General features: G+C 62.2%; 19 protein-coding genes. 3 read left to right on the top strand and 16 right to left on the bottom strand.

The genetic code is table 11. The features are described 5' to 3' along the window. Window positions 1–442: 442 nt before the first annotated feature. Window positions 443–1,606 (top strand): type III PLP-dependent enzyme, encoded by a 1,164-nt coding sequence (locus AC58X1_RS14115; RefSeq protein WP_101316725.1) that lies wholly within the window; start codon window positions 443–445, stop codon window positions 1,604–1,606. Window positions 1,607–1,658: 52 nt separating this feature from the next. On the opposite strand, the gene AC58X1_RS14110 is transcribed toward AC58X1_RS14115, so the two are convergent. Both AC58X1_RS14110 and AC58X1_RS14105 read right to left on the bottom strand, forming a co-directional pair. Further along, window positions 1,659–2,411, bottom strand: a complete 753-nt coding sequence (locus tag AC58X1_RS14110) for a tetratricopeptide repeat protein (protein WP_101316723.1) — start codon at window positions 2,409–2,411, stop codon at window positions 1,659–1,661. 2 nt (window positions 2,412–2,413) lie between these two features. Beyond that, window positions 2,414–3,094 carry a Fe2+-dependent dioxygenase gene (locus AC58X1_RS14105; RefSeq protein WP_497429016.1) on the bottom strand — a complete coding sequence of 227 codons (681 nt, stop codon included), beginning with the start codon at window positions 3,092–3,094 and terminating at the stop codon, window positions 2,414–2,416. Window positions 3,095–3,314: 220 nt separating this feature from the next. Between AC58X1_RS14105 and AC58X1_RS14100 the strand changes: the two genes are divergently transcribed. Further along, complete coding sequence (locus AC58X1_RS14100) at window positions 3,315–5,609, top strand: TonB-dependent receptor (RefSeq protein WP_103436123.1); 2,295 nt, start codon at window positions 3,315–3,317, stop codon at window positions 5,607–5,609. A 103-nt stretch (window positions 5,610–5,712) separates the two neighbouring features. Beyond that, window positions 5,713–8,268, top strand: a complete 2,556-nt coding sequence (locus AC58X1_RS14095; protein ID WP_497429015.1) for a PepSY domain-containing protein — start codon at window positions 5,713–5,715, stop codon at window positions 8,266–8,268. Window positions 8,269–8,310: 42 nt separating this feature from the next. Here the strand turns inward: AC58X1_RS14095 and AC58X1_RS14090 are convergent, their stop codons facing one another. The 14 genes from AC58X1_RS14090 to hscA all read right to left on the bottom strand — a co-directional run bounded on the left by AC58X1_RS14090 (window position 8,311) and on the right by hscA (window position 22,117). Then, on the bottom strand, window positions 8,311–9,102 hold the full coding sequence (locus tag AC58X1_RS14090; RefSeq protein ID WP_188035435.1) for an amidohydrolase: 792 nt from the start codon (window positions 9,100–9,102) through the stop codon (window positions 8,311–8,313). Beyond that, complete coding sequence (locus AC58X1_RS14085) at window positions 9,090–10,238, bottom strand: pyridoxal phosphate-dependent aminotransferase (protein ID WP_497429014.1); 1,149 nt, start codon at window positions 10,236–10,238, stop codon at window positions 9,090–9,092. The genes AC58X1_RS14090 and AC58X1_RS14085 overlap by 13 nt, the downstream gene beginning before the upstream one ends. Before the next feature lie 137 nt (window positions 10,239–10,375). Then, complete coding sequence (gene der / locus AC58X1_RS14080) at window positions 10,376–11,839, bottom strand: ribosome biogenesis GTPase Der (RefSeq protein ID WP_103436120.1); 1,464 nt, start codon at window positions 11,837–11,839, stop codon at window positions 10,376–10,378. Between the two features lie 115 nt (window positions 11,840–11,954). Next, the gene (gene bamB / locus AC58X1_RS14075; protein WP_207072425.1) at window positions 11,955–13,097 is read right to left on the bottom strand and encodes an outer membrane protein assembly factor BamB; all 1,143 of its coding nucleotides are present in this window, start codon (window positions 13,095–13,097) and stop codon (window positions 11,955–11,957) included. A gap of 1 nt (window position 13,098) precedes the next feature. Next, on the bottom strand, window positions 13,099–13,740 hold the full coding sequence (locus tag AC58X1_RS14070) for a tetratricopeptide repeat protein (protein ID WP_101316709.1): 642 nt from the start codon (window positions 13,738–13,740) through the stop codon (window positions 13,099–13,101). A 40-nt stretch (window positions 13,741–13,780) separates the two neighbouring features. Then, window positions 13,781–15,070 (bottom strand): histidine--tRNA ligase, encoded by a 1,290-nt coding sequence (gene hisS / locus AC58X1_RS14065; RefSeq protein ID WP_150570787.1) that lies wholly within the window; start codon window positions 15,068–15,070, stop codon window positions 13,781–13,783. Window positions 15,071–15,094: 24 nt separating this feature from the next. After that, window positions 15,095–16,204, bottom strand: coding sequence for a flavodoxin-dependent (E)-4-hydroxy-3-methylbut-2-enyl-diphosphate synthase (gene ispG, locus AC58X1_RS14060; protein ID WP_101316705.1), 1,110 nt, complete (start codon window positions 16,202–16,204; stop codon window positions 15,095–15,097). A gap of 3 nt (window positions 16,205–16,207) precedes the next feature. Further along, window positions 16,208–17,233: a RodZ domain-containing protein gene (locus AC58X1_RS14055; protein ID WP_181108505.1), complete on the bottom strand. Its 1,026-nt coding sequence runs from the start codon at window positions 17,231–17,233 to the stop codon at window positions 16,208–16,210. Beyond that, the gene (gene pilW / locus AC58X1_RS14050; protein WP_497429013.1) at window positions 17,233–17,991 is read right to left on the bottom strand and encodes a type IV pilus biogenesis/stability protein PilW; all 759 of its coding nucleotides are present in this window, start codon (window positions 17,989–17,991) and stop codon (window positions 17,233–17,235) included. Before pilW ends, AC58X1_RS14055 begins: the two co-directional genes overlap by 1 nt. Window positions 17,992–18,005: 14 nt before the next feature. Next, window positions 18,006–19,151, bottom strand: coding sequence for a dual-specificity RNA methyltransferase RlmN (gene rlmN, locus AC58X1_RS14045; RefSeq protein WP_101316699.1), 1,146 nt, complete (start codon window positions 19,149–19,151; stop codon window positions 18,006–18,008). A gap of 28 nt (window positions 19,152–19,179) precedes the next feature. After that, window positions 19,180–19,605: a nucleoside-diphosphate kinase gene (gene ndk / locus AC58X1_RS14040; RefSeq protein ID WP_101316696.1), complete on the bottom strand. Its 426-nt coding sequence runs from the start codon at window positions 19,603–19,605 to the stop codon at window positions 19,180–19,182. Window positions 19,606–19,693: 88 nt separating this feature from the next. Further along, window positions 19,694–19,894 (bottom strand): Fe-S cluster assembly protein IscX, encoded by a 201-nt coding sequence (gene iscX / locus AC58X1_RS14035; protein ID WP_101316694.1) that lies wholly within the window; start codon window positions 19,892–19,894, stop codon window positions 19,694–19,696. A 15-nt stretch (window positions 19,895–19,909) separates the two neighbouring features. Then, window positions 19,910–20,251 (bottom strand): ISC system 2Fe-2S type ferredoxin, encoded by a 342-nt coding sequence (gene fdx / locus AC58X1_RS14030; protein WP_101316692.1) that lies wholly within the window; start codon window positions 20,249–20,251, stop codon window positions 19,910–19,912. A gap of 3 nt (window positions 20,252–20,254) precedes the next feature. Further along, window positions 20,255–22,117: a Fe-S protein assembly chaperone HscA gene (gene hscA, locus AC58X1_RS14025; RefSeq protein WP_150570784.1), complete on the bottom strand. Its 1,863-nt coding sequence runs from the start codon at window positions 22,115–22,117 to the stop codon at window positions 20,255–20,257. Window positions 22,118–22,129 lie beyond the last annotated feature (12 nt).

Here is a 22,129-nt window from a genome sequence, read left to right as displayed (position 1 = left end):
GAACCACTGACCAACGGTCTCCAGAGCTTACTTGCGGGTTCTTGCAGTGAAATATCACCGACCTGCAATGAACACAGCTTTTCAGGGGTTCGCCGCCAGATCCCTGCCTGTTCCACAATTATTTACGTTTGAGCCTGCTCAGGAACATCTGTCGGTAATACGAGTCGGTTATTCCAGTAACTGCTCGTCGATCCGCGACGAACAGGTGGGGATTGCCTGTTGATCTTGCCTGGTTCACGCCCTAAAGTGCGCGCCGAACGTCCATGCTGGAAACGATCCATCCGGCTCAAGTACTGACGACGAGACAGCAGGCGCAACCATGCGGTTGGCCTTTTTGCTTTCGGCGACATGCCTTGGGAAGTAGGCGAACCAAAGTGGGGATACGGAGGGCGTTCAGTTTGCAGCCACTTTCTTTTTCAGTTTGCCCATGGAGTCCTTGAGCATGTCGATCCAAGTCGAAGATTATTTCGCACGTGACACCTTCCAGAAGATGAAGGCGTTCGCCGACAAGCAGGAAACCCCGTTTGTGGTCATCGATACGCAGATGATCAGCAAGGCCTATGACGACCTGCGCGCCGGTTTCGAGTTCGCCAAGGTCTACTACGCAGTCAAGGCCAACCCAGCGGTCGAGATCATCGACCTGCTCAAGGACAAAGGCTCGAACTTCGACATCGCCTCGATCTACGAGCTGGACAAGGTCATGAACCAGGGCGTCAGCCCGGACCGCATCAGCTACGGCAACACCATCAAGAAGTCCAAGGACATCCGCTACTTCTTCGACAAGGGTGTGCGCCTGTACGCGACCGACTCCGAAGCCGACCTGCGCAACATCGCCAAGGCTGCGCCGGGTTCCAAGGTCTACGTGCGCATTCTCACCGAAGGCTCGACCACTGCCGACTGGCCGCTGTCGCGCAAGTTCGGCTGCCAGACCGACATGGCCATGGACCTGCTGATCCTTGCCCGTGACCTGGGCCTGGTGCCTTACGGCATCTCCTTCCACGTCGGCTCGCAGCAGCGCGATATCAGCGTCTGGGACGCCGCCATCGCCAAGGTCAAAGTGATCTTCGAGCGCCTGAAGGAAGAAGACGGCATCGTTCTCAAGCTGATCAACATGGGTGGCGGCTTCCCGGCCAACTACATCACCCGGACCAACAGCCTGGAGACTTACGCTGAAGAAATCATCCGCTTCCTCAAGGAAGACTTCGGCGACGACCTGCCGGAAATCATCCTCGAGCCGGGCCGTTCGCTGATTGCCAACGCCGGTATTCTGGTCAGCGAAGTGGTGTTGGTTGCGCGCAAGTCGCGTACCGCGGTCGAGCGTTGGGTGTACACCGACGTGGGCAAGTTCTCCGGCCTGATCGAAACCATGGACGAGTCGATCAAGTTCCCGATCTGGACCGAGAAGAAAGGCGAGATGGAAGAAGTGGTGATTGCAGGGCCTACCTGTGACAGCGCCGACATCATGTACGAGCACTACAAGTATGGCCTGCCGCTGAACCTGGCCATCGGTGACCGCCTGTACTGGCTGTCGACCGGCGCCTACACCACCAGCTACAGCGCAGTGGAGTTCAATGGTTTCCCACCGTTGAAAGCCTACTACCTGTAAATCATAAACGGGGCCGCAAGGCCCCGTTTTTGTATGTAAACGCAGCGCTTTGCTAGCCCAGCTCCCGCTGGCGCAGCTCCTGCGCAAACACTGCCGCCTCCTCAGCCAGCAACCGTCCAGCACCTTGCAGAGTCAGCACTGCACTGCGCAGGAAGTTGACGTTGCCTTGCACCCGCGCACGCGCCAGCCAAGGCCGCGCCTCGCCCAACTGGCCACGCTCGATCAGCACCATGGCCAGGCTGAACATACCGCGAAAATCCCCAGCCTCGGCCGAGCGCTTATACCAGCGAAACGCCCGCGCTGGGCTGGCAGGGCCGGCGATGCCTTGTTCCAGGTAACGCCCATAGAGGTTCATCGATTTGGCGTGGCCCAGATGTGCAGCCTTCTCGTAGCAGGCCAGCGCCAGCTTCTGGTCAAGCTCGACACCGCGCCCGGTGGCCAGCAGGTTGCCCAGGTTGTACCAGCCCCAGTCCAGCCCCTGCGCGGCTGCGCGCTGGTACTGCACTGCTGCGCCAGGCAGGTCGGCCGGCCCGCCCCAGGCGTGCTCCAGGCAGCGCCCAAGCATGTTGTGCGCCATGCCGCTGCCGGCGCGGGTGGCAATGCTGAACCATCGCCGCGCCAGCTGCGGATCCTGCTCGATGCCGCGGCCATCGAGCAGGATCTGGCCCAGCAACAACTGCGCCTCACTGACGCCCTGCCCGGCCGCTGCCAGGATCGCTTGGGCGGCCTTAGCGGGGCTGGCTTCGAGCATGGCTCGCAGCGCTGTGACATCCACGACCTCATCGCGGCGCAACGTATAGGACATGTTCAGACCTCTGCCCAGCGCCGCAGCAAGTTGTGATAGGCGCCGGTCAGTTGCAGCAGTGAAGGGTGATCGGGCAGGTCAGCACTGAGCTGCTGAATGGCATTGTCCATCTCGAACAGCAGCGCCCGCTGGCTGTCTTCACGGACCAGGCTCTGAGTCCAGAAGAACGCCGCGTAGCGCTCACCGCGAGTGACCGGGTTGACCTTGTGCAGGCTGGTGCCGGGGTACAGCACCATGTGGCCTGCGGCCAGCTTGATCTGCTGCGTGCCATAGGTGTCCTGAATCACCAGTTCGCCGCCGTCATAGCTGTCCGGGTCACTGAGAAACAGCGTCGCTGACAGGTCGGTGCGCACTCGCTCGGCGCTGCCCTTGGGCTGGCGCAGGGCATTGTCGATGTGAAAGCCGAAGTTGCCACCCTCGCGATAACAGTTGATCAACGGCGGGAACACCTTGTGCGGCAGGGCCGCAGACATGAACTGCGGGGTCTGCCAAAGACGCTCGATGAGGGCGCTGCCGATTTCCTTGGCCAATGGATGCGCCTCTGGCAGCTGCAGGTTGTGTTTGGCCTTGGCCGATTGGTGGCCTGCGGTGACCTTGCCATCGGCCCAATCTGCCTGCGCCAGCGCTTCACGAATCCGCAAGAGTTCATCGGCGGCGAACAGGCTAGGGATGTGCAGCAGCATGGAAATGGACCGGGTCGGGACTAGGGCGCCAATGATATTGATTCCCTTTTACTCACGGCAAGCCCTTTCACCATGCCCTAACGAATGAGACCGGAGAAAATGCAGGGTTAAATTGTAAAGAATGTAAATTTGTACCGAATGGTAATATTTCTCAATTGTGACTTACAATTGCTTACATTACTCTTCGCGGCCTTCACACCTTGGGGAAGGTCATAAAAAAATGCGCCACGTGCCGTCTGCTGTAAGTTCACCACGCCTGCTCGCCTCAGCCATTGGCGTTGCCATCAGTGCTTCGTCTGCCTATGCCGCAGAGCCCGCAGCCATCACGCTCGACGCGACCAGCGTCAACGGCAAGGCAGAACAGGCCGCAACCGAGTACAAGGTCGACAAAGCCTCGTCGCCCAAGTACACCGCGCCGCTGGTGGACACCCCGCGCTCGGTAACCGTAATCCCGCAGCAGGTGATCAAGGAAACCAACGCGCTGAGCTTGCAAGACGCCCTGCGCACCGTCCCGGGGATTACCTTCGGTGCCGGCGAAGGCGGCAACCCCCAAGGTGACCGGCCGTTCATCCGCGGCTTCGATGCCCAGGGTGATACCTACCTGGACGGCGTGCGCGACACTGGCGCGCAAACTCGGGAAATCTTCGCTGTTGAATCGGTGGAAGTGGCCAAAGGGCCGAACTCGGCTGTTGGCGGGCGTGGCGCCGCCGGCGGCACCATCAACCTGGTGAGCAAGCGCGCGCACCTGGGCAACTCGCTGGACGGTGCCTGGACCTGGGGCAGTGACCAGACCCAGCGCTACACCCTGGATGGCAACTACCAATTCAGTGACAGTGTTGCCGGGCGCCTCAACCTGATGACCCACGAGAGCAACGTCGCTGGCCGCGACAAGGTCAATTACGACCGCTGGGGGATCGCCCCGTCGCTGGCGTTTGGCCTGGGCACGCCAACCCGGGTCAACCTTGACTACTACCACCTGGAAAGCGACGATCTGCCGGACTCGGGAATCCCCTATTCGATCCCGACCGCGGGCAGCAACGCGCGCACCTCGGCCCACCCGAGCAAACCGGATGACGGTGGCGACAGCGACAACTTCTACGGCCTGACCGGGCGTGATTTTCGCAAGAGCCGGGTCGACATCGCCACCTTCGCGATCGAGCATGACCTGACCGACGCGCTGACCATCAAGAACACCCTGCGTCATGGCAACAGCATGCAGGACTACATCCTCACGCAGCCCGACGACAGCAAGGGCAACGTCAACAACGGCAGCGTCTGGCGCCGCGCCAACACCCGAGTTGGCAACACCGCTACCACAACCAACCAAACCGATCTGTTTGGCGAGTTCTACCTGGGCGGCATGAAGAACAGCTTCTCCACCGGCATTGAGCTGAGCCGGGAAGAAAGCCAGCGCTCGTCTTACAACGTCAATACCAACACCGGCGGCGCAACAGCATCTACCTGCACCCCGGGCCTGATCGGCCCTAACAGCGGCTACAACTGCACCTCCCTGAGCAATCCCAACCCGGACGATCCGTGGAACGGCGCCATCGCGCGCAACTATGCTGGCACTGACACCAAGAGCAACACCCGCGCGCTGTATGTGTTCGACACCCTTGAGCTGACGCCACAGTGGCTGCTCAACATGGGCCTGCGCTATGACCACTTCGACACCCAGTACCGCGGCTATACCGCCTCTGGCGCTACCGCCGTCAACAGCAAGGGCGTTGCATCCAAGGGCAGTGACACCAGCGAGTTCATCACTGGCCAACTGGGCCTGGTGTGGAAGCCCGCCGAGAACGGCAGCATCTACGTTTCCTACGCCACCTCGGCAACCCCACCCGGCGCGCAGTTGGGCGAAGGCTCCGAAGGCAACCCGCTGGGCAACACCACCGACCGCGCCGGCAACCTGTTGGCCAGCGACATGGAGCCGGAAGAAACCACCAACTACGAACTCGGTACCAAGTGGGATCTGCTCGACGAGCGCCTGTCGCTGACCGCCGCTGTATTCCGCACCGAGAAGGAAAACGCCCGCGTTCAGGTCAACACCACCACCTACGAAAACATCGGCGAGACCCGCGTGCAGGGCGTCGAACTGTCGGCCAGTGGCAAGCTCACCGACAAATGGCAGGTGTTCGCCGGTTACACCTACATGCAGGCCCGCCAGATCGACGGCGGCGCGCTGGGTGCGGTCAACGACGGCAATCAATTGCCGAATACGCCGAACAACAGTGCCAGCCTGTGGACCACCTACGCCCTTACGCCAAAGCTGACCGTGGGTGGCGGCGCCTTCTACATGGATGATGTGTACGGCAACATAGCCAACACCACCATGGTCGACAGTTATGTGCGCTATGACGCAATGGCTGCGTACAAGCTGAGCAAGAACGTCGATCTGCAGTTGAACGTACAAAACCTCACCAACGAGGTGTACTACGACAAGGCGTTTTCTACTCACTTCGCCAACCAGGCAGCCGGACGCACAGCGTTGCTGACCACCAGCTTCCATTTCTGACGCAGCAATCGCCAAGCCCCGCTCACGCCAGTGAGCGGGGCTTTCGCGTAGCAAGGCATAATGTCCGCCGGTTGAGTTTGCGCGGCAAGACAAGGTGATCGACGTGCTGAAGAAGTCGCTGTTTCAATTGCACTGGTTGTTTGGCATCACGGCCGGGCTGGTCTTGGCATTGATGGGTACCACCGGGGCGATCTGGTCGTTTCAGGAAGAACTGCTGCGCCTGTTCGATGCCGATGTGCTCAAGGTGCAGGTGCGCGCCGAAGGCGTGCTGCCACCGGCAGAGCTGGTGCGGCGGGTCGAGGCGGCGCACGGCGACAAGGTCGCGATGCTGCGGGTCGACACCCGCGAGGGCAATGCCGCACGAATCTTCTTCACCGCGCCAACCGGCCAGCGCCGCGGTGAGATGCGCTATGCCGACCCCTACACCGGCGAGATCAAAGGCGAGGTCTCCGGCCAAGGCTTCTTCGACCTGATGCTCAGCCTGCACCGGTTTCTCGCCATGGGCGAAAGCGGCCGGCAGATCACCGGTGCCTGCACCTTGATGCTGATCTTCTTCTGCCTGTCAGGCCTGTATCTACGCTGGCCCCGCAAAGCGCTGAACTGGCGCACCTGGCTGACCCTGGACTGGGCGAAGAAGGGCCGTGCGTTCAATTGGGACCTGCACGCCGTGTTCGGCACCTGGTGCCTGCTGTTCTATCTGCTGTTTGCGTTGACCGGTCTGTCATGGTCGTACGAATGGTACAGCCGCGGGCTGAACAAGCTGCTCGGCGACGCCCCGGCTGCGGGCCAGCAGCACAAGCGTGGCGAAGGCGGTGGCCGCCGTGGCCCGCAGTCGGTCAACCAAAAGGCCCCGCCGCTGCGGGTCGACTACGACGCCATCTGGAGCAACCTGCAGGCTGCGGCCGGGCCCGGCCTGACTGGCTACAACCTGCGCCTGCCGCCGGTTGGCGGGCAGCCGGCGACGCTGTTCTATCTGCTGGACGATGCCGATCACGAACGTGCCTTTGACACCGTCACCCTCGACCCGGCTACCGGCACGTTCACGCGCATCGAGCGTTATGCCGACAAGTCGCTCAGTGCTCAACTGCTGCAAAGCATCTATGCCCTGCACGTGGGTAGCTATTTCGGCTTGCCCGGGCGGATCATCTTTACCATCGCCAGCCTGTGCATGCCGCTGTTCTTCATCACCGGCTGGCTGCTGTACCTCGACCGCCGGCGCAAGCAACGCCAGATCCGCGTGGCCCGTGGCAGTGTCGACAGCACCACGTCGGCAGGTGACAGCTGGTTGATTGGTTTTGCCAGCCAGAGCGGCCTTGCCGAGCAATTGGCCTGGCAGAGCGCCGGCCAGCTCCAGGCGGCAGGCCTGTCGGTGCAAGTACGCGCCTTGGCCGAGCTGGGTGAAGATGACCTGCGCCAGGCACGCCGGGCGCTGTTTGTAGTCAGCACCTTTGGCGATGGCGAGGCACCCGACAGCGCCCGTGGTTTCGAGCGCAAGATACTCGGCCAGGCGTGGCCGCTGGAGCATCTGGACTATGCCCTGCTCGCCTTGGGTGACCGCCAGTATCAGCACTTCTGTGGCTTTGCGCGGCGCTTGCAGGCATGGCTTGCCGAGCGCGGCGCCAGCACTGCATTCAGCCCGGTCGAAGTCGACAACGCCGACCCAGCCGCGCTCCAGCACTGGCAGCAGCAACTGGCACAGTTGACCGGCGCCAGCGCCGTCAGCGCCTGGCAAGCGCCCGCCTTCAACAGCTGGACCCTGACCGCGCGCAGGCTGCTCAATCCTGGTAGCCAGGGCCAGCCGGTGTACCTGCTCGACCTGCAATCCGAGCAGGCGGTGCGCTGGGATGCAGGCGACCTGGTGGAGGTATTGCCGCGCAATGCCGCCGCCCAGGTTCAAGCGTTTATTCAAGGCCTGGGCTTGAATCTGGATACCCCAGTGCAACTTGAAGGTTCGCGCGAAACTCTGGGTCAGGCACTGGGCAGTCGGCAATTGCCGGTCAGCCGCGAGCATCTGGTCGGCCTGCACGCGCAGGCGGTTATCGATGCGCTGGTGCCGCTCGGCACGCGTGAATACTCGATCGCATCGATTGCCAGCGATGGCGTGCTGCAGCTGATTGTGCGCCAGCATCGGCACACTGACGGCAGCCTTGGCCTGGGCTCAGGCTGGCTGACTGAGGTGCTGCCCCTGCAAGGCTCGCTGAGCCTGCGCCTGCGCCGCAACAGCAGCTTCCACCTGCCAGTGGCCCCAGCACCGATGCTGCTGATCGGCAACGGCACCGGGCTGGCCGGACTGCGCAGCTTGCTCAAGGCACGTATCAGTGAAGGTGAACAGCGCAACTGGCTGCTGTTCGGTGAGCGCAATCGCGCCAGCGATCTGCTCTGCGCCGATGAACTGCAAGGCTGGCTGGCGCGCGGTGAGCTGCGCAAGCTGGACCTGGCGTTCTCGCGTGATCAGGCTGAAAAGGTCTATGTCCAGGACTTGCTGCTGGCGCAGGCCGACGAGGTGCGCCGCTGGGTCGCCGACGGCGCCTGCATCTATGTGTGCGGCAGCCTGCAGGGCATGGCCGCGGCAGTCGACGCGGCGCTCAGGGGCATCCTCGGCGAGGCCATGCTGCAACAGCTGGTAGAAGACGGTCGCTACCGACGCGACGTGTACTGAGTCGGTTGAACGGCCGGAGTGCTATGCCCCGGCCGGCAACGCTCAATGCAGGTCGAAGGTATCGGCATCCAGGTTGGCCGGGAAACGGCTGCGGTACGCCGCCAGTTCCGCCGCGCGCAGCTCGACGGTGAATACGCCGTCCGCTTCGCCGGCACTGAGCAGGCTCTCGCCCTGGAAATCCAGCACTTGGCTGTCGCCTGAGTAGGCAAAGCCTTTGCCGTCGGTGCCGACCCGGTTGACCGCCGCCACGAAGCACAGGTTCTCGATCGCCCGCGCCGGCAACAGCCGGTTCCAGTGCAGCCGCCGCGCTGCCGGCCAGTTGGCGGTGTACAGCAGCAGGTCAGTGTCATGGGCATCGCGGCTCCACACCGGGAAGCGCAGGTCGTAGCAGATCAATGGGCGGACCCGCCAACCCTTCAGCTCGAACTGCACCTGGCGCTCGCCCGGGGTGTAGTGCTTGTGCTCGCCGGCCATACGGAACAGGTGGCGCTTGTCGTAGTGCAGGATTTCACCGTCCGGGCGCGCCCACAGCAGCCGGTTACGGTGGCTGCCGTCAGCGGCCTGGACGATCACGCTGCCGGTGATTACTGCGTTGAGCTTCTTCGCCTGGGCCTTGAGCCACTTGGCGGTCGGGCCGTTCTCGGGCTCGGCGAGGCGCTCGGACTCCATCGAAAAGCCGGTGGTGAACATCTCTGGCAAAATCACCAGGTCAGGGCTGCCGACTTGCTTGAGCAACTCTTCGAAATGGGCGTAGTTGGCCTCGCGGTCATGCCAGGCCAGCGTGGTCTGCACCATGGCAATTTTCAGGTTGGGCAGTGCGGTCAGATCGCGCATAGTTTCTCCGCTGCCTGCTGCAGCGTCTCCTCTCGTTTGGCAAAGCACAGGCGGATCAAGCGTTGCTGCGGGACTGGCGTCTGGTAGAACACCGACACCGGAATACTCGCCACGCCATGCTCGCGGGTCAGCCACAGGGCCATGTCGACATCGTTCAGATCAGGGCGGATGGCGCTGTAGTCGACCAACTGGAAGTAGGTGCCTGGGGTACGCTTGAAGCTGAAGCGTGAGCTATGCAACAGATCGCAGAACAGATCGCGCTTGGCCTGATAGAAGCCCGGCAACTGCTCGATGTGCTCAGGGTGTTCGGCCATGAAGTCTGCCAGCGCGCACTGCAGCGGCGTCACTGCGCAGAAGTTGACGTACTGGTGTACCTTGCGCAGCTCGGCGCTCAATTGCGGGGGCGCGATCACGTAGCCGGTCTTCCAACCAGTGACGTGGTAGGTCTTGCCGAACGAGCTGATGACGAAGGCGCGCTGATAGAGCTGTTCATGAGCCAGCACGCTGGCATGCGCCACGCCGTCATAGATCAGGTGCTCGTACACTTCATCGCTGACCAGGTAGATATCGCGGTCGGCAATCAATCCCGCCAGCTGGTCGAGATCGGCACGGCTGATCAAAGCTCCGCTGGGGTTGTGCGGCGAATTGAGCACGACCATGCGCGTGCGCGGCGTGAGGGCATCGCTGAAGCGTTGCCAGTCGATGGCAAAATCGTCGTTGCTCAGCGGCACATGCACGCAGCGCCCGCCGGCCAACTCTACCGAAGGCTCGTAGCTGTCGTAGCACGGGTCGAAAACGATTACCTCGTCGCCCGAATTGATCACTGCCTGGATCGCGCAGAAGATCGCCTCGGTGGCGCCTGGCGTGATGGTGATTTCCTGCTCGACATCCACGCTAACCCCATACAGCCGAGCCACCTTCGCAGCCACTTGCTGGCGCAGGGCCGGCAGGCCGGTCATGGGCGCGTATTGATTGTGCCCGGCGGCCACGTGCCGGCCTACGGCATCCAATAGCGCCTGCGGGCCGTTGAAGTCGGGGAAGCCTTGGGACAGGTTGAGCGCGCCGGTTTGCACGGCCAGCTGCGACATGCTGGTAAAGATGGTCGTGCCGACGTTCGGCAGTTTGCTGCGGATCATGAAGCCCTCTTTCCTGGGGGTATCCGGCACGGACTGGAGTCCGAGCATAGCGGATCGAGCAATCAGGAAAAAGGTTGAAACAATACACTGATGCAACAGGGGCCGCGCAGCAGCCCCGGTGCAGGGTCAGGCCAGAATCAGCGCTTGTCTTTGCGCTTCTTCTCGGCCTTCTTGTGGTGCGACATCAAGCGGCGCTTCTTGTTGACCTGGCGGTCGGTGAGGGTGTTCTTGTTACCCTCGTACGGGTTCTCGCCGCCTTTGTACTCGATGCGGATCGGCGTACCGACCAGCTTGAGCACGCGACGGTAAGTGTTCTCCAGGTAGCGCGAGTACGAGCGTGGAATCTTCTCGGTCTGGTTCCCGTGGATCACGATGATCGGCGGGTTGGCGCCACCCAGGTGAGCGTAACGCAGCTTGATCCGGCGGCCATTGACCAGCGGCGGCTGGTGGTCGCCGATAGCGTCTTCCAGAATCTGCGTCAGGCGGCTGGTCGGCCAGCGGGTGACCGCCGACTTGAACGCGGCCTGCACCGACTTGTACAGGTTGCCCACGCCGGTGCCGTGCAGCGCCGAGATGAAGTGGATGTCGGCGAAGTCGACGAAGAACAACCGGCGCTCGAGCTCGGTCTTGACGTAGTCGCGCTCGCCCGGCTGCATGCCGTCCCACTTGTTCAGGGCGATGACGATGGCGCGGCCGGCCTCAAGGGCAAAGCCGAGCAGGTTGAGATCGTGGTCGACCACACCTTCGCGGGCGTCCATGACAAAGATCACCACGTTGGCGTCTTTGATCGCCTGCAGGGTTTTCACCACCGAGAACTTTTCGACTTCCTCGTGGATCTTGCCGCGCTTGCGCACCCCGGCGGTGTCGATGAAGGTGTACTTGTCACCATCACGCTCGAACGGGATGTAGATACTGTCGCGAGTGGTGCCTGGCTCGTCATAGACCACCACGCGCTCTTCACCGAGCATGCGGTTGACCAGGGTCGACTTGCCCACGTTGGGACGGCCGATGATGGCGATCTTGATGCCGTCTTTTTCGCTCGGGCCTGGAATCCGAACGGCCTCTTCGCCTTCGGCAACTTCCTGGTCGAGCGCGTCTTCTTCCTGATCGCGCGGGATGTGCCCAAGCAGCTCTTCCATCAGGGCGTTGATACCGCGGCCCTGGGAGCCGGCGACCGGAATCGCGTTGCCCATGCCCAGCGGCGAGAACTCGGCACGTGCCAGGTCAGGATCGATGTGGTCGATCTTGTTGGCGACCAGCACCGCAGACTTGTTCCGCTTGCGCAGGTGGTCAGCGATCATCTGGTCGGCAGCGGTCATGCCGGCGCGGGCATCCACCAGGAACAGCACGTAGTCGGCCTCTTCGATGGCCATCAGCGACTGCTCGGCCATCTTCTCGTCCATGCCCACTTCGTCACCGGTGATACCGCCGGTGTCGATCAGGATGTACGAACGGCCCTGCCACATGGCATCGCCGTACTGGCGGTCACGGGTCAGGCCCGAGAGGTCGCCGACAATGGCGTCGCGGGTTTTGGTCAAGCGGTTGAACATGGTGGACTTGCCGACGTTCGGCCGCCCCACCAGGGCGATTACGGGAACCATACGGCTCTCCACTCTTGAATTCTTGAAAATGCAAAGGCCGCTGCAGAGCAGCGGCCGGAGTTCGCGCGGCGCATCATGCGCCACTGCTCGAAGCCTCACGGCTTCAAGCTTAGCCTCAGCGGATGGTCAATGCCTCGAGCTTGCCGCTGTTGCCGAAGACATAAATGGTGTCGCCGACCACCAAGGGGCGGGCGCGCAGGCCATCACTGTCAATACGCTCACGGCCAACGAAGCGACCATCGACCTGGCTCAGCAGGTGCAGGTAGCCTTCGAAGTCACCGACTGCGACGTAACTGGAGAACACTTCAGGGGCGCTCAGCTGACGGCGCGCCATGGAATCGTTGCTCCACAGTGCGCTCGACGAACGCTCATCGACGCCTTCAACGGTGCCGGAAGCTTCGCTGACGTAGACGTTGCCAAAGCCCTGGGCGACACCGACGTAGCTGGACGCATCACGCTGCCACAGCACGCGGCCGCTTTCCAGATCCAGACCGGCAACCCGGCCCTGATAGGTACCGACGTACAGGGTACCACCAGACAGCAGCAAACCGCCGTCGATATCGACGACGCGTTCGAGTTCGGAGCGACCTTGCGGGATCGCGACGCGGCTTTCCCAGACCGGCACGCCGTTCTGGATGTCGACAGCAACAACCTTGCCGGTCGACAGGCCGGCAACGGCCATGCGATTGGTCACGATCGGTGCGCCAGTGCCACGCAGAGTCAGTACCGCTGGAGTGCTTTCGTAGATCCAGCGACGGTCGCCGGTCGCGGCGTCCAGACCAATCAGACGATCGTCCTGAGTCTGCACCACCACCACGTCACCGTTGTTAGCCGGCGGCGCCAGCACTTCACTGGTCACGCGGGAGCGCCAGCGCTCTTCACCGGTGCTGCTGTCCAGGGCGATCACTTCACCCTTGAGGGTGCCGAGCATGACCAGGCCATAGCCGACGCCGACTGCGCCGGAAACCGGCAGGTCGAGGTCCTGTTTCCAGACGATGTCGCCGGTGTTGCGATCGAGCGCGAAGACTTCGCCGTTGACGTCGGAAGCGTAGATGCGGTCGTTTTCGATGGCCGGCACCAGGGTATTGTAGGTCTCACCCTGACCGTCACCGATCGAGCGGCTCCACTGCTTTTTCAGCACGACTTCTTCGGTGAACTTGGTAAGCTCGGCCGGAGGCAGTTCCTTCTTGCTGTTGCTGCTGCAACCCACGACCAGTACGGCCAGGCTCAGCACTGCTGCTTGTTTCCAACCGATCACGTCAAGCGTCCCCTTTGGCCAGGTCATCCAGCTTCAGTTGCAGGCCACCGACCGCTGCTTCATCAGACAACGCGGCCTTGGCTTTTTCGTATGCGCTATGGGCATCGCCAGCGCGGCCCAACTGTACCAGCAGATCGCCCTTGAGCTCTTCGCGGCTGGCCTGGAACGCCTTGTCAGCGTCGCCATCGAGCAGCTTCAGTGCTTCGTCAGCCTTATCCTGAGCAGCCAGCACACGGGCCAGACGCTGGCGTGCGATCTCGCCCAGGGTGGCATCGGCAGGTTTTGCCAGCACGCTGTTGAGTTCGCTGGCTGCGTCGTCCAGCTTGCCGCTGTCGACCGCTACCTTGGCCACGAACAGGCTGCCGTACTGGGCATAGGCGGTGCCGCCAAACTCGCTCTTGAGCTTGCCAGCCAACTCGGCAACCTTGCTTGCATCAGGCTCGCCGGTCGGCGTCAGGGCCGTTTCCAGCAGGTTCTGGTACAGCACCGAAGCGCCTTGTGACTGATTGCTCTGGTACTTGTGCCAGGTCTGCCAGCCAGCTACCAAAGCAGCAGCCAACAGGGCGCCGGTCAGCAGCGGCTTGCCGTTGCGATCCCACCAGTCCTTGGCCGCGCTCAGGCCATCATCATCGGTACTCGACACCCCAATACTCCTATTCAGCAAATTCGGCTGTTTGACTGCTTCACGCGTTCGCGAGGGCAGCTTGCAGGTGCTCGGCCAGAGCATCCCAGGCTATGTTCTGTTGTTCGCCCTGGCCACGCAGGGGTTTGAAACCTACCACTTGTTGCGCCAGTTCGTCGTCCCCCATGATCAGGGCAAACAACGCCCCGCTCTTGTCGGCCTTCTTGAACTGGCTCTTGAAACTGCCGGCACCGGCGTTGACCGCCAGGCGCAGGCCCGGTACCTGGTCACGCAACCGCTCGGACAGGCCCAGACCGGCCAACTCGGCCTGCTCGCCAAAGGCGCACAGGTAAACGTCGATCTGGCGACTGATCGACTCCGGGACCTTGCCCAGGGTTTCCAGCAGCAAAATCAACCGCTCGATGCCCATGGCAAAGCCAACACCAGTAGTCGGCTTGCCGCCCATCTGCTCGACCAGGCCGTCGTAACGACCACCGGCACACACGGTGCCTTGGGCGCCGAGCTTGTCGGTGACCCACTCGAACACGGTCTTGCTGTAGTAGTCGAGGCCACGCACCAGCTTGGTGTTGATCACGAAGGGAATGCCGGCAGCGTTCAGGCGAGCCTTGAGGCCCTCGAAGTGCAAACGGGATTCTTCGTCCAGATAATCTTCCAGCTTCGGCGCGCCGACCAGCACGGCCTGGGTGCCCTGATCCTTGCTGTCGAGAATGCGCAGCGGGTTGCTTTTGAGCCGACGCTGGCTGTCTTCATCAAGCTGCTCGAGGCGCGCCGAGAGAAACTCGACCAGCGCGTCGCGATAGCGTGCACGGGCTTCGCTGGTGCCCAGGCTGTTCAGCTCGAGCTTGACCGCGTCCTGAATGCCCAACTGGCCCCACAGGCGCCAGGTCAGCATGATCAGCTCGGCATCGATGTCCGGGCCATCCAGGTTGAACACCTCGACGCCGATCTGGTGGAACTGGCGATAGCGGCCTTTTTGTGGGCGCTCGTGGCGGAACATCTGCCCGGTGTACCAGAGCTTCTGCACTTGGCCGTTGCCGGTGATGCCATGCTCGAGCACGGCGCGCACGCAGGCAGCGGTACCCTCAGGACGCAGCGTCAGCGAATCGCCGTTGCGGTCCTCGAAGGTGTACATCTCTTTTTCGACGATGTCGGTGACTTCACCGATCGAGCGTTTGAACAGCTCGGTGAATTCGACGATCGGCGTGCGGATCTGGCTGTAACCGTAGCCGTCCAGCAAACTGGCGACCGTGCCTTCGAAGTAACGCCACAGTGGCGACTGGTCAGGCAGGATGTCGTTCATGCCACGAATGGCTTGCAGCGATTTGCTCACGAAAAGTCCTTTCGAATCTGTGTATCAGCCGCGGGCGATCAGCGCCGCGTCGGCTTCGACCTTTTCGGCCGCTTTCTGGCGAATGAGCTTTTCCAGCTCCTCGACCAGGTTGTCGTTGTTCAGTTTCTGCGCAGGCTTGCCGTCGATGTAGATCAGGTTCGGCGTGCCGCCCGTCAAGCCAACATGGGCTTCCTTGGCTTCACCCGGGCCGTTGACCACACAACCGATCACGGCGACGTCCAGCGGGACCAGCAGGTCTTCGAGGCGACCTTCGAGTTCGTTCATGGTCTTGACCACATCGAAGTTCTGCCGCGAACAGCTCGGGCAGGCGATGAAGTTGATCCCACGCGAGCGCAGGCGCAGCGACTTGAGGATGTCGTAGCCGACTTTGACTTCTTCGACCGGATCGGCGGCGAGAGAGATCCGGATCGTGTCGCCGATGCCTTCGGCCAGCAGCATACCGAGGCCGACCGCAGATTTCACCGTCCCCGAACGCAAACCACCGGCTTCGGTGATGCCCAGGTGCAGGGGCTGGATGATCTGCTTGGAAAGCAGACGGTAGGCTTCAACGGCCATGAACACGTCGGAGGCTTTGACGCTGACCTTGAAGTCCTGGAAATCCAGCCGATCGAGGTGCTCGACATGGCGCAGGGCCGACTCGACCAGCGCTGCTGGGGTCGGCTCGCCGTACTTCTTCTGCAGGTCTTTTTCCAGCGAGCCGGCATTGACCCCGATGCGGATCGGAATACCACGATCGCGCGCAGCATCGACCACCGCGCGCACGCGGTCTTCACGGCCAATGTTGCCTGGATTGATGCGCAGGCAATCAACACCCAGCTCAGCCACGCGCAGGGCGATCTTGTAGTCGAAATGGATGTCGGCTACCAACGGCACGCTGACTTGCTGCTTGATGCGGCCGAAGGCTTCGGCGGCGTCCATGTCTGGCACCGAGACGCGGACGATGTCGACACCGGCATCGACCAGGCGCTGGATCTGCCCGACCGTGGCGGCGACATCATTGGTGTCGGTGTTGGTCATGCTCTGCACCGCGATAGGCGCATCACCGCCCACCGGCACATTGCCCACCCAGATCTTGCGGGTTTCGCGACGCTTGATTGGAGATTCGCCGTGCATGAGTTACTGCCCCAACTTCAGGCGAGCGGTTTCGCCACTGGTGAACGGTGCAACATCAACGGCCTGGCCGTTGTAGCTGATCTGAGCGCCGCGGGCGAAGCCCAGGCGTACCGCGAACGGTGGTGTGCCGGTGACTTCCAGGCTGTCGCCCTTGCGCTTGGTGGCGTTGACCAGCAGCTTGCCGTTGGCATCGGTGACCTGGGTCCAGCAATCCGCCGAGAACTGGATCGCGACACGGCCACTGCCGGCGGGGACCGGCGCTGCTGCGACAGGTGCGCTGGGGGCTGTGGCGGCAACGGCTGGTGCGCTGACCGGCGCAGCTGGCGCAGGTGCAGTCGGTGCGGTGGCGGCATTATTGGTCGCGGCCGGGGTCACCGGGGCGGCGGCAGTGCTCTCGGCGACCGCCGGGCTTGCCGGAATGGCTTCTTCGTTGGCCGAGCCACTGCTCTCGCCAGTGGCAGCCTGCTCCAATGGCAGCGGCGCACTCTGGCCTTGCTGGGCTTCGCTGACAGCCTGGTCTTCCGGCTCATCCAGCGGGTGGATCTGGGTGGTGCCGTCGGCGCTCTCGACTTCGACGTGCTCCAGGGCGATTTTGCCAAGGTCGCTGTTGCGCAGGCTGCTTTGGTCCTTCCAGAGGAAGAAGCCGCCACCTACTACTGCCACCAGCAGAACCAGGCTGACAACGCGCATGACGTTGTGCGACAGGCGCACCGGTTCTTCGATTCGTCCCAGCGAGTGCACCTGGCTGCCTTGCGCGTGGGTGCCGGTGACCTGGTCAAAGGCGGCGACCAGAGGCGCCTGGTCCATGTCCATCAGCTTGGCATAGGCACGGATGTAACCACGGGCAAAGGTGTGCCCTGGCAGCTTGTCGAAGGCGCCGGATTCGAGATTGTTCAGCGAGCTCAGGGTCAGGTTGAGCTTGCGGGCTACCTCGGCCTGCGTCCAGTCGCGGTTTTCGCGGGCCTGGCGCAAGGTCTCACCGGGGTGCTGGTGAGTCGCTGCTGCTACTTCGGGATGCGCGGCTTTCATCATTGCTCCGACAGGTATTGCTGATATTCCGGCGTACCGGGATAAAGTCGTTGTAGTTGCTGGCCCAGCTCGGCCACCGTTGCCGGTTGCTCGAACACCCGCGCCAGGCGGCTGCCCATCAGCAGGCTGCGAGCATCCGGGGCGCTCAGTTGGCTGAAACGATCGTAGTAATCCCGGGCTGGCACATAATGCCTGTTTTCGTAGGACAACTCAGCCATTTCGAACAACGCTCGCGGTTGTCGCGGGTTGAGCTGCAACGCCTTGTGCAGATGCGCCTGGGCATCGTCGCGGCGACCTTGCCTGAGAACCGTCAGGCCAAGGTTTTCGAAGACGCGCGAGCGCTCAGGATACAGGGTATCGGCAGCGGCCAGGCGAAACACTGACTCGGCTTCGGCAAAACGCTCCTGAGCATATAGGAAACTGCCGTAGTTGTTGCGAATCCGGGTGTCATCCGGATTTTGCGCCAGCGCCTTGTGGAAATGCTCGGTTGCCAGCGTCGGCTCGCCCTCGGCCTGAAACACCAGCGCCAGCGCGGCATGCGCATCGGCATCACGGCTGTTCAGGGCAAGTGCCTTGACCAGCGGCGCCTTGGCCTGCTCGGTCAGACCTTGTTGCAAATAGCCCAGCCCCAACTGCACATACGCCCTGCCCGCCTCGGCCCGACCCAGCTGGGTGGCCAGCGGGTCATTGCTGCCGCCCGACACGCAGCCGGCCAGCAGCAACAGGGTCAGGAGCGACAGCGCTGCGCGCAGGATCATCGCTGCCGGCCCGCTCAGTGACGCGCAGCGTTGTCGGCGATCTGCACGTCGTCATTGAGCTGACGCACAGCGATGTAACGCTCGCTGCGGCGGGTACGGTCCATGACCTGACCAACCAGCTGCCCACAAGCGGCGTCGATATCCTCACCACGGGTGGTACGGGTGGTGACATTGTAACCACCGTGGTGGAGCAGGTCCTGGAAGCGGCGGATTGCATTGTTGCTCGGCCGCTCGTAACCGGAGTGCGGGAACGGATTGAACGGGATCAGGTTGATCTTGCACGGGATATCGCGCAGCAGCTCGATCATCTGCGTGGCATGCTCGGGCTGATCGTTGACGTCCTTGAGCAGGGTGTATTCGACGGTCAGTACACGCTTGCCACCGAGGGTGGCCATGTAGCCCATGCACGACTCGAGGAGGACCTTGAGCGGATACTTCTTGTTGATTGGCACCAGCTTGTTCCGCAGCTCGTCGTTCGGCGCGTGCAGCGACAGTGCCAGGGAAACGTCGATGTGCTTGGCCAGCTCGTCGATCATCGGCACTACGCCTGAGGTCGACAAGGTGACGCGACGCTTGGAAATGCCATAGCCAAGATCGTCCATCATGATCTTCATGGCGGCAATGACATTGTCGAAATTGAGCAACGGCTCGCCCATGCCCATCATCACCACGTTGGTAATCGCGCGGTCGACTTTGGCCGGGATAGTGCCGAAGGATTTGTTCGCAAGCCACACCTGACCGATGACTTCGGCGGCGGTGAGGTTGCTGTTGAAGCCTTGCTTGCCGGTGGAGCAGAAACTGCAGTCCAGGGCGCAGCCCGCCTGCGACGATACACACAAGGTGCCACGGTCGTCGGTCGGGATATAGACGGTTTCGACGCAGCTGCCGGAGGCAACGCGGATCACCCATTTGCGGGTGCCGTCGGCGGAAATGTCTTCACTGACCACTTCCGGTGGCCGAATCTCGGCAACAGCCTCGAGCTTTTCGCGCAAGACCTTGCCGACATTGGTCATGGCGGCGAAATCATCGACGCCAAAATGGTGAATCCATTTCATTACTTGACCGGCACGGAAGCGCTTCTCGCCAATGGAGTCGAAGAATTGTTCCATTTCCGGCTGGGTCAGACCCAACAGGTTGATTTTGCCAGTAGATGTCGTCATGGATTCACCCTCACCCGTAAGCTTTCGCTTAGCGAGCGGTTACCTCGGTAGCTGCGAAGAAGTAAGCGATTTCGCGAGCGGCAGCAGCTTCGGAGTCCGAACCGTGAACGGCGTTGGCGTCGATCGATTCAGCGAAGTCAGCACGGATGGTGCCGGCAGCAGCTTCTTTAGGGTTGGTAGCGCCCATCAGCTCACGGTTCAGAGCGATGGCGTTTTCGCCTTCCAGAACCTGAACAACAACTGGGCCGGAGATCATGAAGGCAACCAGGTCACCGAAGAAACCGCGCTCGCTGTGCTCAGCGTAGAAGCCTTCGGCTTCGGCTTTGGACAGTTGCTTGAGTTTCGAAGCGACGATTTTCAGGCCAGCTTCTTCGAAGCGCGAAGTGATCTTGCCGATGACGTTTTTGGCAACTGCGTCAGGCTTGATGATCGAGAAAGTACGTTGAACAGCCATGGTAACTCCAGAAAATTGAGTATTACGAAAAATTAAACCCGCGAATTATACGCGGGTTCCAGGGGAATGCCTAACCTGCAGGTGACGCTCAGTCGGCTTCTTCGATCCAGGCCCCCTGGATCGCCTCAAGCACCTTCTCTCCGCCGCGTGTCGGATCGTCGCTGAACTCTGGCAGAGCCACTACCCAGCGGTGCAGATCGAGGAAATTCACATAACGAGGATCGACCTCCGGCTTGCTTTCTGCAAGCTGGATAGCGATCTCAAGTACATCAACCCATTTCAGACTCATGCCAGCCTCCAGGCTTCAGTGCGGCGCTTCGGCGGCGTGGTTGAGCGAATACTTGGGGATTTCGATGGTCAGGTCGGTATCACCGACGACCACCTGGCAACCCAGCCGGGACTGCGCTTCCAGGCCCCACGCCTTGTCCAGCATGTCTTCTTCGAGCTCGTCGGCTTCGTCGAGCGAGTCAAAGCCCTTGCGCACGATGCAGTGGCAGGTGGTGCAGGCCTTGACCCCGCCGCAGGCGCTTTCCATCTCGATGTGATGGTCGTGAGCCAGCTCCAGGATGTTGGTCCCGGTTGCGACTTCCACGGTCAGCCCTTCGGGGCAAAACTTCTCATGCGGCAGGAATGTCACCAGCGGCATCGATTACTCCTCGATCTCATTCAGGTTGCGCCCGGCCAGTGCGGCTTTGACCGTCGAATCAAGGCGACGGGCGGCAAATGCATCGGTCACCTGCGACAGACGCTTGGTCTGTTGCTCGATGGCAGGGCCATCGGTGCCGGCCAGCAAATCACGTAGTTGTTGCATCTGGAAGCCAATGGCTTCGCGCTCTTCGGCGCTCAGCAGGCGCTCGCCGTCGGCATCCAGCGCACCCTGCACCGCTTCGAGCAGACGTTCGCCGTCGACCTGATGCTCGCGCAACTGGCGGGCCTGCTTGTCGGTGCCGGCGTGCTCGAACGAATCCTTGAGCATGCGGGCGATTTCACCGTCGGTCAGGCCGTACGACGGCTTGACCTGAATGCTTGCTTCCACGCCCGAGCCCAGTTCGCGTGCAGCGACGCTGAGCAGGCCATCGGCGTCGACCTGGAAGGTCACGCGGATCTTCGCCGAGCCGGCAACCATCGGCGGAATCCCACGCAGTTCGAAGCGCGCCAGCGAGCGGCAGTCGCTGATCAGTTCGCGCTCGCCCTGCAGGACGTGGATCATCATGGCCGTCTGGCCATCTTTGTAGGTGGTGAATTCCTGAGCGCGGGCCACCGGGATCGTGGTGTTGCGCGGGATCACCTTTTCCATCAGGCCGCCCATGGTCTCCAGACCGAGCGACAGCGGGATCACGTCGAGCAACAGCAACTCGCCACCTTCGCGGCGGTTGCCGGCGAGGGTATCGGCCTGGATCGCGGCGCCAATGGCGACTACCTGATCAGGGTCGATCGAGGTCAGCGGAGCACGGCCGAAGAGTCCACCGACGGCTTCACGCACACGCGGTACGCGAGTCGAACCACCGACCATGACCACCGCAACCACTTCTTCGAGCTCGACCCCACTGTCACGCACGGCGCGGCGGCAGGCCTTGAGGCTACGGGCGATCATCGGCTCGATCATCGCTTCGAAGTCTGCCCGACTCAGTTCGCCCTGCCAGTCACCGTGAACAACGCGCACGCTGGCGGCATCGGTCAGGGCTTCCTTGGCCGCGCAAGCGGTCTGCAGCAGTTGACGCTGAGTCGCTGGATCCAGATCAGCCGACAAACCAGCCTGCTCAATGATCCAGCTGGCAATCGCGTGATCGAAGTCGTCACCACCCAGGGCGGTATCGCCACCGGTGGCCAGCACTTCGAAGACGCCGGCAGTCAGGCGCAGGATGGAGATATCGAAGGTACCGCCGCCCAGGTCGAAGATCGCCACCAGGCCTTCAGCGTTCTGGTCCAGGCCATAGGCCACGGCCGCAGCAGTCGGCTCGTTGAGCAGGCGCAACACGTTCAGCCCGGCAAGCTTGGCGGCGTCTTTGGTCGCCTGGCGCTGAGCATCGTCGAAGTAGGCCGGGACCGTGATGACGGCACCTACCAGATCGCCGCCGAGGGTTTCCTCGGCGCGCTGACGCAGCACCTTGAGGATGTCGGCAGACACTTCGACCGGGCTTTTCGGCCCTTGAATGGTCTCGATGAACGGCATGTGCGACTCGCCACCGACAAAGCGGTACGGCAGTTGCTCGCCGAGCTGCTTGACGTCGGCCAGGCCCCGCCCCATCAGACGCTTGACCGAAAGGATGCTGTTGAACGGGTCGCTTGGCGCTGCTTCGCGCGCGGCCTGGCCGACTTCGACAGCCGCCTCCAGGTAGCGCACAGCCGATGGCAGGATGACCTGCCCCTCGGCATCGGGCAGCGGTTCGCTGCGGCCGCTGCGCACGGCAGCAACCAGAGAATTGGTAGTACCCAGGTCAATCCCTACCGCCAGGCGGCGCTGGTGCGGCTGGGGGCTTTGACCGGGTTCGGCGATCTGCAGTAGGGCCATGCTTATCTAGCT

It is taken from the genome of Pseudomonas sp. PGPR N4, from assembly GCF_059693665.1.
Note: the sequence above shows the minus strand (reverse complement) of the source record. Positions and strands in the feature narration are given on the sequence as shown.

Bases quoted from the DNA above. Each gene is read 5' to 3' on its own strand.
- AC58X1_RS14115 (WP_101316725.1), top strand. From the start codon at position 443: ATGTCGATCCAAGTCGAAGATTATTTCGCACGTGACACCTTCCAGAAG.
- AC58X1_RS14110 (WP_101316723.1), bottom strand. From the start codon at position 2,411: ATGTCCTATACGTTGCGCCGCGATGAGGTCGTGGATGTCACAGCGCTG.
- AC58X1_RS14105 (WP_497429016.1), bottom strand. From the start codon at position 3,094: ATGCTGCTGCACATCCCTAGCCTGTTCGCCGCCGATGAACTCTTGCGG.
- AC58X1_RS14100 (WP_103436123.1), top strand. From the start codon at position 3,315: ATGCGCCACGTGCCGTCTGCTGTAAGTTCACCACGCCTGCTCGCCTCA.
- AC58X1_RS14090 (WP_188035435.1), bottom strand. From the start codon at position 9,102: ATGCGCGATCTGACCGCACTGCCCAACCTGAAAATTGCCATGGTGCAG.
- AC58X1_RS14085 (WP_497429014.1), bottom strand. From the start codon at position 10,238: ATGATCCGCAGCAAACTGCCGAACGTCGGCACGACCATCTTTACCAGC.
- der (WP_103436120.1), bottom strand. From the start codon at position 11,839: ATGGTTCCCGTAATCGCCCTGGTGGGGCGGCCGAACGTCGGCAAGTCC.
- ispG (WP_101316705.1), bottom strand. From the start codon at position 16,204: ATGCACGGCGAATCTCCAATCAAGCGTCGCGAAACCCGCAAGATCTGG.
- AC58X1_RS14055 (WP_181108505.1), bottom strand. From the start codon at position 17,233: ATGAAAGCCGCGCATCCCGAAGTAGCAGCAGCGACTCACCAGCACCCC.
- pilW (WP_497429013.1), bottom strand. From the start codon at position 17,991: ATGATCCTGCGCGCAGCGCTGTCGCTCCTGACCCTGTTGCTGCTGGCC.
- rlmN (WP_101316699.1), bottom strand. From the start codon at position 19,151: ATGACGACATCTACTGGCAAAATCAACCTGTTGGGTCTGACCCAGCCG.
- ndk (WP_101316696.1), bottom strand. From the start codon at position 19,605: ATGGCTGTTCAACGTACTTTCTCGATCATCAAGCCTGACGCAGTTGCC.
- iscX (WP_101316694.1), bottom strand. From the start codon at position 19,894: ATGAGTCTGAAATGGGTTGATGTACTTGAGATCGCTATCCAGCTTGCA.
- fdx (WP_101316692.1), bottom strand. From the start codon at position 20,251: ATGCCGCTGGTGACATTCCTGCCGCATGAGAAGTTTTGCCCCGAAGGG.
- hscA (WP_150570784.1), bottom strand. From the start codon at position 22,117: ATGGCCCTACTGCAGATCGCCGAACCCGGTCAAAGCCCCCAGCCGCAC.